This is a genomic window from Mesorhizobium sp. WSM4307 (assembly GCF_007003945.1).
Lineage (GTDB): Bacteria > Pseudomonadota > Alphaproteobacteria > Rhizobiales > Rhizobiaceae > Mesorhizobium.
Window position 1 is genome coordinate 286400 of the sequence record NZ_VFTB01000006.1, and the last position, 16202, is coordinate 302601.

General features: G+C 63.7%; 14 protein-coding genes. 7 read left to right on the forward strand and 7 right to left on the reverse strand.

Going from position 1 to position 16202, the window contains the following annotated elements; genetic code table 11:
* Nucleotides 1-74 precede the first annotated feature (74 nt).
* Nucleotides 75-800 carry a hypothetical protein gene (locus tag FJV83_RS16660; RefSeq protein WP_142885779.1) on the reverse strand — a complete coding sequence of 242 codons (726 nt, stop codon included), beginning with the start codon at nt 798-800 and terminating at the stop codon, nt 75-77.
* Nucleotides 801-936: 136 nt separating this feature from the next.
* Between FJV83_RS16660 and FJV83_RS16665 the strand changes: the two genes are divergently transcribed.
* On the forward strand, nt 937-2400 hold the full coding sequence (locus tag FJV83_RS16665) for a caspase family protein (protein ID WP_142876756.1): 1464 nt from the start codon (nt 937-939) through the stop codon (nt 2398-2400).
* Nucleotides 2401-2464: 64 nt separating this feature from the next.
* On the opposite strand, the gene FJV83_RS16670 is transcribed toward FJV83_RS16665, so the two are convergent.
* Complete coding sequence (locus FJV83_RS16670; protein WP_142885778.1) at nt 2465-3868, reverse strand: MATE family efflux transporter; 1404 nt, start codon at nt 3866-3868, stop codon at nt 2465-2467.
* Between the two features lie 253 nt (nt 3869-4121).
* Here FJV83_RS16670 and FJV83_RS16675 point away from each other — a divergent pair, with 253 nt between their 5' ends.
* The 6 genes from FJV83_RS16675 (at nt 4122) to ugpC (ending at nt 10504) form a co-directional block, all read left to right on the forward strand.
* Nucleotides 4122-5039, forward strand: a complete 918-nt coding sequence (locus FJV83_RS16675; RefSeq protein WP_095773432.1) for an AraC family transcriptional regulator — start codon at nt 4122-4124, stop codon at nt 5037-5039.
* A 282-nt stretch (nt 5040-5321) separates the two neighbouring features.
* Entirely contained in the window at nt 5322-6554 is a 1233-nt protein-coding gene (locus FJV83_RS16680; RefSeq protein WP_245318139.1) for an extracellular solute-binding protein, read from the forward strand.
* Between the two features lie 130 nt (nt 6555-6684).
* Nucleotides 6685-7551 (forward strand): sugar ABC transporter permease, encoded by an 867-nt coding sequence (locus FJV83_RS16685; RefSeq protein ID WP_095773214.1) that lies wholly within the window; start codon nt 6685-6687, stop codon nt 7549-7551.
* On the forward strand, nt 7548-8360 hold the full coding sequence (locus tag FJV83_RS16690) for a carbohydrate ABC transporter permease (protein ID WP_142885777.1): 813 nt from the start codon (nt 7548-7550) through the stop codon (nt 8358-8360). The genes FJV83_RS16685 and FJV83_RS16690 overlap by 4 nt, the downstream gene beginning before the upstream one ends.
* Nucleotides 8361-8375: 15 nt before the next feature.
* Complete coding sequence (locus FJV83_RS16695; protein ID WP_142885776.1) at nt 8376-9422, forward strand: NAD(P)-dependent alcohol dehydrogenase; 1047 nt, start codon at nt 8376-8378, stop codon at nt 9420-9422.
* Nucleotides 9423-9424: 2 nt separating this feature from the next.
* On the forward strand, nt 9425-10504 hold the full coding sequence (gene ugpC, locus FJV83_RS16700) for a sn-glycerol-3-phosphate ABC transporter ATP-binding protein UgpC (RefSeq protein WP_142885775.1): 1080 nt from the start codon (nt 9425-9427) through the stop codon (nt 10502-10504).
* 7 nt (nt 10505-10511) lie between these two features.
* Here the strand turns inward: ugpC and FJV83_RS16705 are convergent, their stop codons facing one another.
* The 5 genes from FJV83_RS16705 to FJV83_RS16725 all read right to left on the reverse strand — a co-directional run bounded on the left by FJV83_RS16705 (nt 10512) and on the right by FJV83_RS16725 (nt 16200).
* Nucleotides 10512-12098 (reverse strand): FGGY-family carbohydrate kinase, encoded by a 1587-nt coding sequence (locus tag FJV83_RS16705; protein WP_095773211.1) that lies wholly within the window; start codon nt 12096-12098, stop codon nt 10512-10514.
* Nucleotides 12095-12778, reverse strand: a complete 684-nt coding sequence (locus FJV83_RS16710; RefSeq protein ID WP_142885774.1) for an HAD-IA family hydrolase — start codon at nt 12776-12778, stop codon at nt 12095-12097. Before FJV83_RS16710 ends, FJV83_RS16705 begins: the two co-directional genes overlap by 4 nt.
* 15 nt (nt 12779-12793) lie before the next feature.
* Nucleotides 12794-14272, reverse strand: a complete 1479-nt coding sequence (locus tag FJV83_RS16715) for a mannitol dehydrogenase family protein (RefSeq protein WP_142885773.1) — start codon at nt 14270-14272, stop codon at nt 12794-12796.
* Between the two features lie 156 nt (nt 14273-14428).
* Entirely contained in the window at nt 14429-15199 is a 771-nt protein-coding gene (locus tag FJV83_RS16720) for an L-iditol 2-dehydrogenase (protein ID WP_142885772.1), read from the reverse strand.
* Nucleotides 15196-16200 carry an ABC transporter ATP-binding protein gene (locus tag FJV83_RS16725; protein WP_095773207.1) on the reverse strand — a complete coding sequence of 335 codons (1005 nt, stop codon included), beginning with the start codon at nt 16198-16200 and terminating at the stop codon, nt 15196-15198. Before FJV83_RS16725 ends, FJV83_RS16720 begins: the two co-directional genes overlap by 4 nt.
* Nucleotides 16201-16202: the final 2 nt, after the last annotated feature.

Genomic DNA, 16202 nt, shown 5'->3' on the forward strand with positions numbered 1-16202 from the left:
CGGGAAAAGTGCGTAACGGGCTAGGCTCGGCGACTTCGCCCTAGCCTTTACGCCCGAATTGCGTAAAAAAGGCTCTAGAGATCAGAGTAAGCGGCCGAGACGGTCATGTCTCCGGCATGTGCGATCTTGCGGTCATAACAAGCCCATATCTCGCCACCGCATTGCTTGACCCAGCGATGACAGAAGGAAAAATCGGTGGGAAGGTCGACGTCCGGCGTCACGATCTTCGAGAACAGCGTTAGGAAATTCTCGAAACGGGCGGTGTGTTTGTTGTTTCTGTAGCGGCCCCGATTTATCGCTTCAGGCAGTTTCTCGATCATCTCTCCTATGCAGTCGCGGGACACCAAAAAAATGCCGGTGCCACATGACTCCACCCGGACAAAGCCGCCCATTTCCTGCCGGGGTTCGGTGACGGTTCCAAGGAATTCCAGGCTTTGCGCATAGGCTTTTTCGAAGGGAAGCGCCGAGAGGGCGTGGAGTTTTTGAAGGTCGATCACGCGGCGAGGATATAATGTGCCGACCACAGGCTTGTTCAACTCAAGCATCGCCCCGATGAGTCCGGGCGAGAAGCCCATGTCGCTGTCGATCATCAGGATGTGGCTGCAATCCGGCTTGTTGTAGTAGAAGTTCGTCAGCAGGTAGTTTCGGGAAAACGGAATGTCGGTATATTCAATTTCCGATAGGCTGAACGCGTAGCCGGACAGACTTTTGTGGGTCAGCGTTGCGAACAGGCTGCGGACGAAGATGCTCTTGTAGGCTGCCCCGTAAACCGGCAGCGCAAGGTTGATTTTGCCCGGCATTTTGTCCTCCACCGTTGCTACCCGGATATCGAACCAGGCGCATGTAAATCCCTTTTTCCTATCTTTGAAACGATCCTTGATGTAAAAATCGCGTCCGCAGCGGATTGAGGCGCCTATGGGCGAAGGAGCTGCCGATATGACCTATCAACGCAGCTCTTTTGCACTCCTTGCCGTGCTGCTGCTGATGATGCTGTCCTCTGCCCGCGCGGCCGTGGAAGGCAACGCGGCGCCGCCGCATCACAATCGACTGGCGATCGTCATCGGCAACTCCAGCTACCACAACGACAGGCTTCCACATCTTGCCAATGCCTCGAATGACGCAATCGTCTTATCGGAGACGCTCAAGAGGCTCCACTTCGACGTTGTGACAGGCACGGACCTTTCGTACGCCGGTTTCGACGAGCTGTTTGCCGATGCGGCCGCCAAACTGTCGAAGGCGGATGCGGTTCTGATCTTCTACGCCGGTCACGGCGTGCAGATTCAGGGCGAGAACTATCTGGTGCCGACCGATGCCAATGCCGAAAGTATCGACAAGCTTCAGGCGAGTTCAGTCAAACTCAACGATATCATGACCAAATTTGCCAGCCGCGACCGTCAGACCTTTATTTTCCTCGACGCCTGCCGCAACAACCCGGTAGCTGCCGCCGGCGCACAAAGCGCGGGTTTGGCGCAGGTCGACATTGGCGAAAACAGTTTCATCGCGTTCGCCACCCAGCCGGGCAACATAACCGTGGACGGTGGCGGACAGAACAGCCCGTTCACGACCGCGCTTGTGCACAATATCGAGATTCCGGGACTGAGCGTTTCGGACATGATGATTCGCGTCCGCAACGAAACCGAGGCCCTGACCGTCGGAAGGCAGGTGCCCTGGGATCAGTCGAATCTGCGCGAGCAGTTCTATTTCACCGAGGAGCAGACACTTGATCCGGCGCAATTGAGCGCGAGCCTGTCGCAAATTCTCTCGGATCCGGCTGCCAAGCAGAAGCTCGTACAGGAACTGGCTTCTTACGACCTTCAGACGGCGGTCCTGATCGTTGGCCAGACGCTCCGCTCTGTCGATATCTCCGGCCAGCAGGTCGAGCCCTCGCCTTCCGCGAGCGGGACAAAGGTGGCCAGCCTGTCGCCGCCCAGTAACATTGCCGACGACCGGCAGAATGTCGTGTCGGGGCTGAAAACCCTGATTGTCGGCACCCCGGACGGACAGGGACAAGTGGATAAGGACAACAGCCTTGCGCGCAATGTTCAAACAGAGTTGCGCCGGCTCGGTTGCTATCGGCTCGACGTGGATGGCGACTGGGGCAGCGGCTCAGTACGCGCGTTGACCGATTACTATCGCAATCGCAAGCAGCCAGCGGTGTCGACCGACCCGACATTCGAATTGTTGAGCGACCTCTTCCTGCAATCCGGGCGCGTGTGCAGGCAACCCGTCATCGTCAAGAAAAACAAGGATCCAGCCAGAACGAAACTGGTTTCGGACGAGAGCACGTCTTCAGGAAACCGGTCAAAGGCGCAGTCAGCGAAGAAACCCCGCGCCAGCCGTGCGCCTGCCGCACCACCTCCCGACATTAGCGGGGGAATTGGCATCGGTGGGGTATTTTAGAACGACAGGCAACCGAGCGGCCGCCACAATGTCGGGACATGGCGACCGTTGGCGATTGCTGCTTTCAATGCCCGAACGCCAGCGCCGGTGCGATCCGGTCGCGGCGCAGCCAGCGCGCCAGAAGCAGCGCCGCCACCACCGCCAGCCCCGATGACAGGCCGATCCAGATGCCGACGCCTTGGAAGCCGAAATGGAAGGCGAGCAGCACGCCGAGCGGCAGGCCGACGCCCCAATAACCGATCGCTGCGTAAATCATCGGCACCTTGGTGTCGTGCAAGCCGCGCAGCATGCCGGCGGCGACCGCCTGCGCGCCGTCGAAGACCTGGAACAGTGCGGCAAACACCAGGAACGACACGGCAAGCGCGATCACCCGGGCATTGGCCGGGTTGGCGAGATCGATGAAGGCGCTGATCAGCAGATGCGGCCACAGCACCATCACCAGCCCCATCAGCGCCATGAACGAGACGCCGATGACGAAGGCGGTCCAGCCGGCACGCGACACGCCTTCCGGATTGCCGGCGCCATGCGCAAGCCCGACGCGCACCGTCACCGCCTGGTTGAGACCGAGCGGCACCATGAAGGAGATCGAGGCGATCTGGATGGCAATGGCATGCGCGGCAAGCGAATCCGCGTCGATCAGGCCCATCAAAAGGGCTGCCGCGTTGAAGATCGTCACCTCGAAGGCGAGGATGCCGGCGATCGGCAGGCCGAGCCGCAGCAGGCCCTTGAAGCGCGGCCAGTCGGACCGCCAGAAGCGGCCGAACAGGCGGTAGCGCCGGAACTTCTTCTCCAGCATCACCACGAGAGCCATGCCCATGAACATCAGCGTGCTGGACAGCGATGTGGCAAGGCCCGAGCCGGCAATGCCCATCGCCGGGACACCGAGATTGCCGAACATGAACACCCAGTTGAACAGCGCGTTGCAGGCGACGGCGACGAAGACGATGATCAGCGCCCAGCCCGGCCGCTCCAGCGCCGAGATGAACGAGCGCAGCACGATATAGCCGTAGAAAGGCAGCACCGCCCATTCCAGCCAGCGCAGATAGATGCCGGCCTGGTGCGCCAGCGCGGGCTCCTGGCCCATCGCCAACAGAATCGCCTCGCCATGCCAGAGCACGATCCAGATCGGCATCGAGATCAGGATCGCCAGCCACAGGCCCTGGCGCACGGTGCGGCGCAGGTCGCGCACCGAATGGCCGCGGCGGCCAAGCTCGGTGGCGATCATCGGCGACGTCGCCAGCATCAGGCCGAGGCCGAAGATCAGCGGCATGAAATAGAGGTTGGCGCCGAGCGCGCCGCTGGCCAGCGTGTCCGGCCCGAGCCTGCCCATCATCATGACGTCGGTGGCCGTCATCGCGGTCTGGCCGAGATTGGTCAGCACCATCGGCCAGGCGAGCGCCAGCGTCGCCCTGATTTCCTGACGCCAAAGACTTTCCGGCGCGCGAGCGCCGGCTTCGATCGCAGACATTGTTCCGCTCTTTCAAGGTTGCGGCGCATCGGCATAAGGCCGGAAGCCGCATTGCAAACGGCAAAACCTTCGGTTTCGCGGCGTTTGCGCCGTCTATTGAACGAAATGCGACATGATGGCAAGGGAGGAGGAGCGGGCACCGATTGAGCCAGCGCCATTCCAGGGGGTGCCGCAGCCTCGTTCCCTTGCCGGCCGCTGGCTGTTAGGGATTGCCGTGGAGACCGGCAGCCGGCGAACCCGCCGGGAGGAATGGATGGCGTTCAGGCAGCGAAAGAACACGGCCGCGATTCCGCGCACGGCGCCGGCCTTCGAGCACATCGTTACCGAAGCGAGCGACAGTTTCCTGTGGCGGCTGGATGACTATCCCTGGGAACGCAATGTCTGGAACTTCCATCCGGAATACGAAATCCACCTGCTGCGGAAATCCTCCGGCGTGGTCCTGGTCGGCGATCACATCGGCGAATTCGGGCCGGGCTACCTGACCATTGTCGGCGGCGGCCTGCCGCACGACTGGGTAACGGCGGTGCAGTCGGGCGAGCTGATCGAAGGCCGCGACATCGTCCTGCAATTCGATGCGCAGAGGCTGCGCGGCTCGGCGGGCCTGCTGCCGGAACTGCGCGAACTGGAGCCGTTCCTCGAGCGCTCGCTGCGCGGCATGGTCTTTCACGGCCGCACGGCACTGGAAGGCGCCGAACTGATGGAGCGGATGGGAACCGTGCATGGGCTCGCCCGCCTCTGCCTGTTCCTCGAACTGGTCGACCTTCTGGCCAGGACCGACGAATACGAGCTCTTGTCGTCGCCGGATTTCTCGCCGGTTCTCGACGCCGCCTCGCTCGACATCATTCAGCGCACCCTGACCTATCTGTTCCAGCATTTCGCCGAGGATCTGAAGCTGCCCGACGTTGCCGAACGCGCCGGAATGAGCGAGAGCACATTCTCGCGCTTCTTCCAGAAGAACACCGGCAACTCCTTCAGCGACCACCTCGCCAAGCTCCGGCTCTGGCAGGCCTGCAAGCTCCTGGCCGACACCGATGTCGCGATCACCGACATCTGTTTCCAGGTCGGCTACATGAACATCTCCAACTTCAACCGCGCCTTCCTGCGCAGGCACAAGATGACGCCGTCCTCCTATCGCAAGCTGTCGCGCCAGCGCCTGACGATGCGCGCATAAGCACAGGCTAAATCAGCGGCTTTCACGCGATCGATACTCATGTGACGGACTTCGTTGCAGAGTACCGGATTTTGCGCTGCACAATGCATAAAAGTACAGGTTTGCTGCAACGGGGCTTCTAGCTTGGCCCGGTTGAACTCCGCATTTTGGCGATGGGTGGCTTGTCGCTCGGGCGATGGTGAGGATCGCGGAGCCCGAGGACTTGCGCTTCCTGCGAATGTTCCTGGAGGAGAAAAATCAATGAAACCAATTCGGCTCGCTGCGGGCTTGGGCGCAGCTTTCATGCTTTCCGCTACCGTATCAACCATCGCGCTGGCGCAGGCGCCGGTCTGCTCCGCGCCGGTCAAGGTGCTGGCGCAGCCGCGCGACGGCCTGACGCTTCTGGAGGACTCCAAGGCCGAGTTCGAGAAGCTTGCCGGCGCCGGCTTCCAGATCGACTATCTCAACGAGAACGACCGCCGGGCGAAATCACGCGCCGATGCGTCCACCGTCGGCAATTACAACGTCTACTATGTCGACGAAGCCAATGTCGCGCTGTTTGCCTCGTCGAAATGGATCGTGCCGCTGACCGATTATTACCCGGCTGACTATGACTATGCCGACTTCGACCCCGGCCGCCAGAAGGTCGCCACCTATGACGGCAAGGTCTGGTTCGCGCCGCTGACCGGCGGCGGCGACCTGATGGTCTACCGCAAGGACGTGCTCGAGGCCGCCGGCATCCAGCCGCCCAAGACGCTGGACGAACTGATCGCCGACGTGCCGAAGCTCACCAACCCGGACAAGGGCATGTATGGCATCGCGTTGCGCGGCGCACGCGGCTCGGGCGCCAATGTCTGGCGCTGGATGCCGTTCTTCAAGGCCTATGGCGGCCAGTGGTTCGATGGCGACAAGCCGGTCTTCAATTCGGACGCCGCCGTCAAGGCGACCGAGACTTACCTCAAGCTGTTCAAGGATTCGGCACCCGGCACGCAGACCGGCAGCTGGGATGAATCGACCGGCGCCTTCCTGTCGGGCCAGGTCGCCATCCTCGTCGAATCGACGCCGCTGTCGGGCATGGCGGTCGATCCGAAGACCTCGCAGGTGGTCGGCAAGATCGGCTTCCTGCCGCCGCCCTCGCCGCTGCCCGGCGGCGGCTACGGCCATGGCCTCGCCATCGCGGCGAAGGCCAATGCCGACGATGCCTCGAAGAAATGCGCCGGCCTGTTCATCGCCTGGGCGACATCGAAGGAAAACGAGAAGCGCCGGCTCGACGCCCACCAGTTCGGCGAGCTGAACCGCACCAGCATCCTGGCCAGCAAGGAGTTCGCCGACATCTACGGCGCCGATCTCGGCCAGGCGCTGGCCGAAACCGGCAAGGCCACGGCGGTCAACTTCTGGCAGGATCCGCGCTGGCCCGATCTCGGCGACCGCTGGGGCATCATTCTCGAGGAACTGGTGACGGGCACCCGCACCGACATCAAGGGCGGCCTCAACGAGCTCGATGCCTATGCCACCGAGCTGGCCAAGAAGAAGTAGGGCATCCTCCCGCCCGTGGCGCGCGGTCCGCGGCATTGTCCGCAATGCCAAGGACCTGCGCGCCGCGGGGACTTTGCCCAATGAGGAAATCATGCCGACACGACCGAGACGCAAGCGAGGATAGATGCCCATGGCCCGACGCACGTCGCTCCCTGTCACTTTCGTCGTTCCGACCATCGCCATCCTTCTGGTGCTGTCGATGGTGCCGACGCTCTACGCCATCGTCATCGCCTTGCAGAACCGTGAGCTGAGCACGCCCGATTATTCCTGGGTCTGGCTGTCGAACTTCGTCGACCTGTTCCTCGACCGCCGCTTCCTCAACGCGGTCTGGGTGTCGGTGAAATGGGAGATCGTCACCGTCGTCGCCACCATGGTGGTGGCGATCGGGCTCGGCGTGCTGATGTTCGAGGTCGCCAGCCCACGCCTGCGCAATGTCTACTGCCTGCTCTTCATCATCCCGGTTCTGTTGCCGCGCGTCTCGGCGGCCTTCGTCTGGAAGTTCGCCTATCACCCGCTCTACGGCATCGCCACCTATCCCTACAGGCTCGTCACCGGCGGGCTGATCTTCGACCCGTTGTCCAAGCCGGCGACGGCTTTGTTCGCCGTTGCGTCGGTCGATGTCTGGCAATGGGGGCTGTTCTTCGCCGTCATCGTGCTGAAACTGCTCGAAACCCTGCCGCCGCAGCCGATCGAGGCGGCGCGGCTCGACCATGCCAGACGCTGGCAGATCCACGCCTATGTCACCTTGCCGATGCTGAAGGCGCCATTGATCAGCCTGATGTTCGTCAAGATGATCGAATCGCTGCGCTCCTTCGACCTGATCTATGTCATGACCCGCGGCGGTCCGGGCGTTGCGACCGAGACGCTCGACATGTACGCTTTCTCGCAAGGCTTCATCGAATCCGGCAAGGTTTCATACGCCTCGGCCATGGCCGTGCTGATGATGATCGCCACCGTCATCACCTTCACCATGCTGTGGAAGCGGGTGCAGGCATGAGGCCCGGCAGACTGATCGGCAAGGCCATTTTGGCGCTGGCTGGGTTCCTGGCCGTGTTCCCGCTGCTGTGGACGGCGCTCAATGCGCTCAAGAACAATGTCGACATCATCACCCGCGTGCCGCGCCTGGTGTTCACGCCGACGCTTGCCAACATCGGCTATATCATCGGCCGAGACAGCGTGCTGACCGGGCTCTACCACTCGGTCGTCGCCTGCGGGTCGGCCGTGCTGATCGGCGTCGTGCTCGGTCTGCCGGCGGCTTACGCGGTGGCGCGCTATCCCAACCGCTGGGCCGGCGACATTCAGTTCTTCGTCCTGTCGCTGCGCTTCCTGCCGCCGGTGGCGGTGGCCATCCCGCTGATGGTGATCTGGCTGCAGGTCGGCCTCTACGACACTTTGCCGGCGTTGATCATCACCTATTCGCTGCTCACCATCTCGGTGATTATGTGGCTCGCCATCCCGGCCTTCCAGAGCGTGCCGAAGGAGATCGAGGAAGCCGCCTTCGTCGACGGCTACGGCGCCTATTCGGTGTTCTGGCGCATCGCGCTGCCGGTGGCCGCCCGCTCCTTGGCAGGGGCGGTCGCTTTCAGCTTCGTGCTGGTCTGGAACGAATTCCTGATCGCGCTGATGCTGTCGAGCTCCAACGCCAAGACCTTGCCGATCGTCGCGTCCGAACTCTCCCAGCAAGGCATGAACGTGCCATGGGGCATTCTCAACGCCTCGGTCGTGCTCCTGTCGCTGCCGCCGCTGCTGTTCCTCGGCGTGCTCAACGGCTTCCTGAATTCCGTTTTCCGGCAAAAAAAGACTTGATGTGAGGATTTCCCGATGCGGGCACTGGTGCTTGAGAAAAAAGGCGAACTGTCGCTGCGCGAGATCGCGCTGCCGCTCGATGTCGGACCGGACGACGTCAAGATAGCCATCCACACGGTCGGCGTCTGCGGCAGCGACGTGCATTATTACACGCATGGCGCCATCGGCAGCTATGTCGTGCGCGCGCCGATGGTGCTCGGTCACGAAGCCGCGGGGACGGTCGTCGAGACCGGCGCCAATGTCGAGACGTTCAAGGTCGGCGACCGCGTCTGCATGGAGCCGGGCGTGCCGAACCTGTCGTCGCGCGCGATGAAGCTCGGCATCTACAATGTCGACCCCGACGTCAGTTTCTGGGCGACGCCGCCGGTGCATGGCGTGCTGGCGCCCTATGCGGTGCACCCCGCCGCCTTCACCTACAAACTGCCGGACAATGTCTCCTTCGCCGAGGGCGCCATGGTCGAGCCCTTCGCCATCGGCATGCAGGCGGCAAGCCGAGCCCGCATCGTCCCCGGCGATGTCGCCGTCGTCGTCGGCTGCGGCCCGATCGGCATCATGATCGCGCTTGCCGCCCTGGCTGGCGGGTGTTCGAAGGTACTGATTTCCGACTTCTCCGCGCCCAAGCTGAAGATCGCCGCGCAGTACGCCGGCATCGTGCCGGTCAATATCGGCGAGCAGTCGCTGGCCGAGGCGGTCGCGGCGGCGACCGACAAGTGGGGTGCCGATATCGTTTTCGAGGCCAGCGGCAGCCCGAAGGCCTTCGCCGATCTGTTCGATGTCGTGCGGCCGGGCGGCGCGGTGGTGCTGGTCGGCCTGCCGGTGGAACCGGTGGCCCTCAACGTGCCGGCGGCGATCTCGAAGGAGGTGCGCATCGAGACGGTGTTCCGCTACGCCAACATCTTCGACCGCGCCTTGCAGCTGATCGCCTCCGGCAAGGTCGACCTCAAGCCGCTGATCACCGGCACCTATGATTTCGCCGACAGCATCGAGGCATTCGAGCGCGCTGCCCAGGGCAATCCGGACGACGTCAAGCTGCAGATCCTGCTCACCGGCGAGAAGGGATGATCATGTCCGCGATCGTTTGCTCCCATGTCGACAAGGCCTATGGCGCCACCACGGTCATCCGCGATCTCAACCTCAGCATTGAAGAGCACGAATTCGTCGTGTTCCTCGGCCCGTCCGGCTGCGGCAAGTCGACCTTGCTGCGCATGCTGGCGGGGCTGGAGGACATCAGCGGCGGCGAGGTCTCGATCGGTGGCAAGGTGGTCAACGATCTCGATCCAGGCGACCGCGGCATCGCCATGGTGTTCCAGAACTACGCGCTCTATCCGCACATGACGATCTTCGACAACATCGCCTTCGGGCTGCGGCGCCAGAAGGTGCCGGCGGCCGAGATCCGCAAGCGGGTTGACGCGGTGTCGAGGACGCTCGGGCTTGACCCTTACCTCGGCCGCAAGCCGGCCGAGCTTTCCGGCGGCCAGCAGCAGCGCGTCGCCATTGCCCGTGCGATGATCAAGACGCCAAAGGTGTTCCTGTTCGACGAGCCGCTTTCCAATCTCGACGCCAAATTGCGCAACCACATGCGCGTCGAGATCGCGCGCCTGCACCAGTCGCTGAAGACCACCACCGTCTACGTCACCCACGACCAGCTGGAGGCGATGACGCTCGCCGACCGCATCGTGCTGCTGAAAGAGGGTGTCATCGAGCAGATCGGCCCGCCGGCGGAAATCTATCTGCGCCCCGCCAACATGTTCGTGGCCGGCTTCATCGGTACGCCGAACATGAATTTCGTCGAGGTGACGGTCGGCCGCACAGGCAATGGCTGGACGTTGACCGGCGCCGGAACGGTAATTTCGATCGAGGGCCGGGGTTTCCATCTGCGGCATGGCGACCGCGCCGTGCTGGGCATCCGGCCGCCGGACCTGAAGACGGCCGGCGCCGCCGGCATATTGCAAGGCACGGCCGATCTCATCGAATTCCACGGCAATGATGCGCTGGTGACATTCGGCTCCGGCGGCAAGGAGATCAGCGCGCTGGTCCCGGCGCGTGAATGCCCGGCACTGAATGCCCCTGTTCGCTACACATTCGAGGAAGAGGCCATCCATTTGTTCGACGCGACGTCAGGCGCGTCGCTGCGCAAGCAGTAGGCAAAGGCTACCGGATGGCGTCGAGCGCCTGGCGCTGGCGGTGCATCTCCAGGAAGATACGGTAGTCGCGATCGAAGCGGGCGCCGGCGGCCGGGTTGGCGGCACGCCTCTTGCCGCCTTGCTGCATGGCAAGGCAGGCGGCGTTGAGGTCGGGGAAGAGCCCGGCGGCGGTGGCGGCGACCATGCCGGTGCCGAGCAGCACCGCCTCGTCGGCCAGCGGCTCGACCACCGTGCAGCCGGTGGCGTCGGCGTAGAGCTCCATCAGCAGCGGGTTCTTGGTGTGGCCGCCGGTGACATGCAGCGTGTCGATCAGATAGCCGTTCTCGTTCAGCGCCTCCAGCACATGGCGCACGCCGAGCGCGATGCCGACGGCGGTGCGCCAGTAGAGCTTGCACAGGCTGTCGAAGGACGAATCCAGCGTCAGCCCGCTGACGACGCCAACGGCATGCGGGTCGGCGAGCGGCGAGCGGTTGCCGTGAAAATCCGGCAGCACATGCAGGCGTGCGGCGAGGTTCTCGCCCTCGGCGGCGCGCAGTTCGGCGACCCGTTTGGCGATCTTGGCATGCATGGCGGCGTCCGGCTCGCCGCCGGCGCCGTGCCAGCGGATGATGTGGTCGAGCAGCGCGCCCGTGGCCGACTGGCCGCCTTCCGACAGCCACAGCTTCGGCAGCGCCGCGCCGTAATAGGGCCCCCAGACGCCGGCGAAAGGTTGCGGGTCGGGCGACATCGCCATGACGCAGCTCGACGTGCCGGCGATCAGTGCCAGATGCCGGCTGATATCCTGCTCGTCGCCGGCAAAGCCGCCGAGCACGCCAAGCGCGCCGGCATAGGCGTCGATGACTCCGGCGCCGACCCGGCAGCTTTGCGTCAGGCCGAGCTCCGCCGCCGCTTGCGCCGTCAGCGGACCAATGTCGGCGCCGACTGGACTGGCCCGCTCCGGCAGATTGCCGTGCTCAAAAAGGTCGTCGAGGCCGACGATCTCGAAGAAATCGCGCTGCCACGCGGTGCCTTCATGCGCCAGATAGGTCCACTTCGCCGTCAGCGTGCATTGCGAACGAGCGAGCGAGCCGGTCGCCTGCCAGGTCAGGAAATCGGCCAGGTCGAATAGATAGCCGGCTTCATTCCACGTATCTGGCAGATTGCGCTTCAGCCACATCAGCTTTGGCGTCGCCATCTCCGGCGACATGACGCCGCCAATATAGTTGAGCACCTCGTGGCTGCTCGCCGTGCATTCATCGGCTTCGGCGATGGCGCGGTGGTCGAGCCAGACGATGGTGTCCCAGCGCTTCTCGCCGGTGGTCGAAACGCTGAGCTGATTGCCTTGCCGGTCGCGCACGACCAGCGAGCAGGTGGCGTCAAAGGAGATGCCGACGATATCTTGCGCGGCGACGCCGGCTTTTTCGCGGGCGGCACGCACGGCGGCGCAGACCGCCGACCAGATATCGCGCGAATCATGCTCGGCATGATCGGGCTTCGGCTGGTTCATGGCGATTGGCCGATCGGCGCGGCCAAGCAAGGTACCACTGGCATCGAGAATGCCCGCGCGAGCGCTCCCGGTGCCGACATCGACCGCGCAAACAAACTGTTTCGTCAAGATGCTCTAACTCTCGCTCCCAGGCCTGCAATCAGATCGGGCAATTGCAGCATGTCAGCGAATATAAAGTCCGGTTCACTCGACGCAAGCCGCGCTTTCAAAGCGGGGTTGCCGGCATGCGCACCGCCGGTGAAGGCAAGGACGCGCATGCCGGCCGCGCGCGCCGCCGCGACGCCGGCCGGACTGTCCTCGATGACGAGGCATTTGCGCGGATGTGCCTGCATGCTGGCGGCGGCGTGCAGGAAAAGGTCGGGCGCCGGCTTTCCTTTGGCGACCATGGCGGCGCTGAACAGATGCGGCTCCATCAACCCGAGCAGACCGGTAACGTCGAGCGCATAGCGGACGCGCTCCAGCGTGCCTGAAGAGGCGACGCAGAACGGCAGGCCGAGCTTCGGCAACATCTCCCTGACGCCGGGGATCGGCTTGAGCTCCTCGCGGAACTTTCGCATCAGGTCGACACGCATGGCGGTCAGATGCTGATCGCTGATCTCCAGGCCGAAGTCGCTGGCAAGGATCTCGCGCACGCTTTTCACGCTCTTGCCGAGGAAATGCTCGTAGGCAGCGTCCTCGCTGACAGTGCCGCCGGCACGTTCGATCATGCCGAGCAGCGCCGAGACGGAGAGCGCCTCGCTGTCGACCAGAACGCCATCGCAGTCGAAGATGACCAGTTCAGGCGTCATGATGGCTGATGGCTCTCAGAGCTCGCCGGCGATGTAGCGGGTCAGTGTGGCGCGCGCGCCATTCGCCCACAGCACGTTGAGCGCATGGCCGAAGGCCTCGACGAATGCCTTGGCGCGGCCGACATCGCCATAGATGTCCTCCATGGCGAGCCAGGCGGCGGGCGCCTCCTTTGCCGCCTTTGCCGTCGCCTGCAGCCGGTCCCAGCTCGGGTCGTTGGGTTCGATGACGGCGCCGCTGTCTGACGTGCCGAAGCAGTAGCGGCACCACAGCGCCGATTCCAGCGCCAGGCCGGCGACGCCTTTTCCGGCCTTCAAGCGGTCGGCGATGGTCGGGATGATGAATTTCGGCTGACGGTTGGAGCCGTCGAGGCAGAGCCGGCGGATGGTGTCGCCGATCTTGGGGTTGGAGAAGCGTTTCTCGATGAGCTGGTAATAGTCCTCCAGCACTGTGTCCGGCACCGGCGGCACGGTCGGGATGATCTCGTCATGCTCGAGCTTGTCGAGAAAGCCGCGCACCAGCGGCTCCTGCATCGCCTCATGGACGAAATGGATATCCATCAACCCGGCCGGATAGGCGATCGTGGCGTGGCCGCCATTGAGGATGCGGATCTTCATCAATTCGTAGGGGGCGACATCCCTGACGAACTGTACGTCGACCTTTTCCAGCGGCGGCCGGCCATCGGTGAAGCGGTCTTCCAGCACCCATTGCCGGAACGGTTCGCAGAACACCGGCCAGGCGTCCTCGACGCCGAAATCCTCGGCCAGTATGCCGCGCTCCCGGTCGGTGGTGGCCGGCGTGATGCGGTCCACCATGCCGTTTGGAAAGGCGACGTTGCTGCTCACCCAACTGGCCAGATCCTCGTCGATCAGCCGCGCCAGGCCGATGACGCCGTCAGAGGTGACATGGCCATTATGGGGGATGTTGTCGCAGGACATCACGGTAAACGGCACGGTGCCCTTGTCGCGCCGGCGCAGCAGTCCGGCCAGGATGATGCCGAACACGGTTTTCGGCGTCGCGCCCGGCTGCGCGTCGGCGACGATATCCGGATGGGCCGGGTTGAAGACGCCCGACGCCGGGTCGATGAAATAGCCGCCTTCGGTGATGGTCAGCGAAACGATCTTGATCGCCGGGTCGGCCAGCCGTTCGATGATGCCGGCCGCATCGCCGGGCATCAGGAAGTCGATCATGGCGCCGGTAACGCGGGCGCTCATATGGCCTTCATCCTGCTCGACCACCGTGGTCAGCCAGTCCTGCTCTTCGAGCTTGCCGCGCCCGATCTTCTCGCCCTCGAACACGCCGGCGCCGACCAGCGCCCAGTCATGGCCGACACCTGAATTGAACAGATCGTCGAGATAGACCGCCTGGTGCGAGCGATGGAAATTGCCGACGCCGAAATGCACGATGCCAGCCTTGAGCTTCGAGCGGTCGTATTTCGGAACGGCAACATTGCCGGGCAGGCTGGCGAGGTTTGAAGACGAGAGTTTCACGGTCATCTGTTTTACCCTTTGGCCGGCTTCGGCCTCGTTACTCCGCCCCTCCCGTCCTCTCTGGAGAGGGTAAGGGACGGCAAATGCCTTATGAGGCCGATGGGGGCCTCGGATATCGGCCTCTGCTCCTCGCGGCGGGACGAGAAGCAGAGGCCGCCCCTCTCAACTCATCCACTGGCCGCCATCGACATTGTAGGTCTGGGCGACGATGTATTCGGCCTCGTCGCTGGCCAGGAAGACGGCCATGCCGGCGAGGTCCTCCGGCCTGCCCATCCGGCCGTAAGGCACCCCTTCGCCAACAAGCCGCTTCTTCTCGCCCTTCGGCCGGTTCTCGTATTTGGCAAACAGGGCATCGACCTGATCCCACATGTCGCTGTCCACGACCCCGGGCGCGATGCCATTGACGTTGATGCGGTGCCTGATCAGGTCGAGCCCGGCCGACTGGGTCAGCGAAATGACGGCGGCCTTGGTGGCGCAGTAGACGCCGACCAGCGGCTCGCCGCGCCGTCCGGCCTGGCTCGCCATGTTGATGATCCTGCCGCCCTTGCCCCGCGCGATCATCGAGCGGGCGGCCGCCTGCAGCATGAACAGCGTGCCTGCCACATTGACGGAGAACAGTTTTTCATAGCTCGCCCGCGAAATCTCGACGATCGGCGCCAGGTCGAACAAAGCGGCGTTGTTGATCAGTATGTCGAGGCCGCCGGTCCTCGTCTCGACCGCCTTCACGGCGGCGTCGATGGAGGCCTGGTCCGTGACATCGAGTTTGACCGCATAGGCCTTGTCGCCGATCTCTGCCGCCGTCTTTTGCGCAGCCTCGAGATCGATATCGGCAATGGCAACGACAGCGCCTTCGCGTGCATAGGCTTCGGCGAAGGCCTTGCCGATACCACGCGCCGATCCCGTGATCAGCGCCGATTTGCCTTTCAGCCTCACGTCGCCATCGCCTTGCCGTCGGGGCCGAAGCGATGCAGCTTGGCCTTGTCGGGCGTGAGGTAGATGGTGTCGCCATGATGCACGGCCAGCTCGCCGTCGGCGCGCACCGTCAGCGGACCGACGCCGTCGGTCTGGACATGCAGGAACGTGTCGGAGCCCAGATGCTCGGCAACGCCGACGGTGGCCTTCCATTCGCCCGCCGTGGTCGAAATCTGCATGTGCTCGGGGCGGATGCCGATGGTCTTGGCGCTATATTTGGCGGCCGGAGCGCCCTCGACCAGGTTCATCTTCGGCGAGCCGATGAAGCCGGCGACGAACAAATTGCGCGGCGTCTTGTAGAGCTCCATCGGCGAGCCGACCTGCTCGATATTGCCGGCATTCAGCACGACGATCTTGTCGGCCATGGTCATCGCCTCGACCTGGTCGTGGGTGACGTAGATCATGGTCGTCTTGAGCTGATGGTGCAGTTCGCTGATCTCCAGCCGCATCGTGCCGCGCAGGGCGGCATCGAGGTTGGACAGCGGCTCGTCGAACAGGAAGGCCGAGGGTTGGCGCACGATGGCGCGGCCGATGGCGACGCGCTGGCGCTGGCCGCCGGAGAGCTGGCCGGGCCGGCGTTCGAGATAGTTGGTGAGGTTCAGGACGCGCGCCGCGTCCTTCACCTTCCGGTCGATGGTAGCCTGGTCCTCGCCCGCCATCTTCAGCGGGAAGGCGATGTTCTTGGCCACCGTCATATGCGGGTAGAGCGCGTAGGACTGGAACACCATGGCGAGCTTGCGCTTGGCCGGCGCCTCGCCGGTGACGTCGCGGCCGTCGATGTTGATGGTGCCGCCGCTGGTGTCCTCCAGCCCGGCGATCAGCCGCAGCAGCGTGGACTTGCCGCAACCGGACGGGCCGACGAAGACGACGAACTCGCCATTCTCGATCACCAGGTCAATGCCCGGAATGATGACCGTCGACCCGAACGATTTGGAGACGTTCTTGAGCGTGATGTTTCCCATGG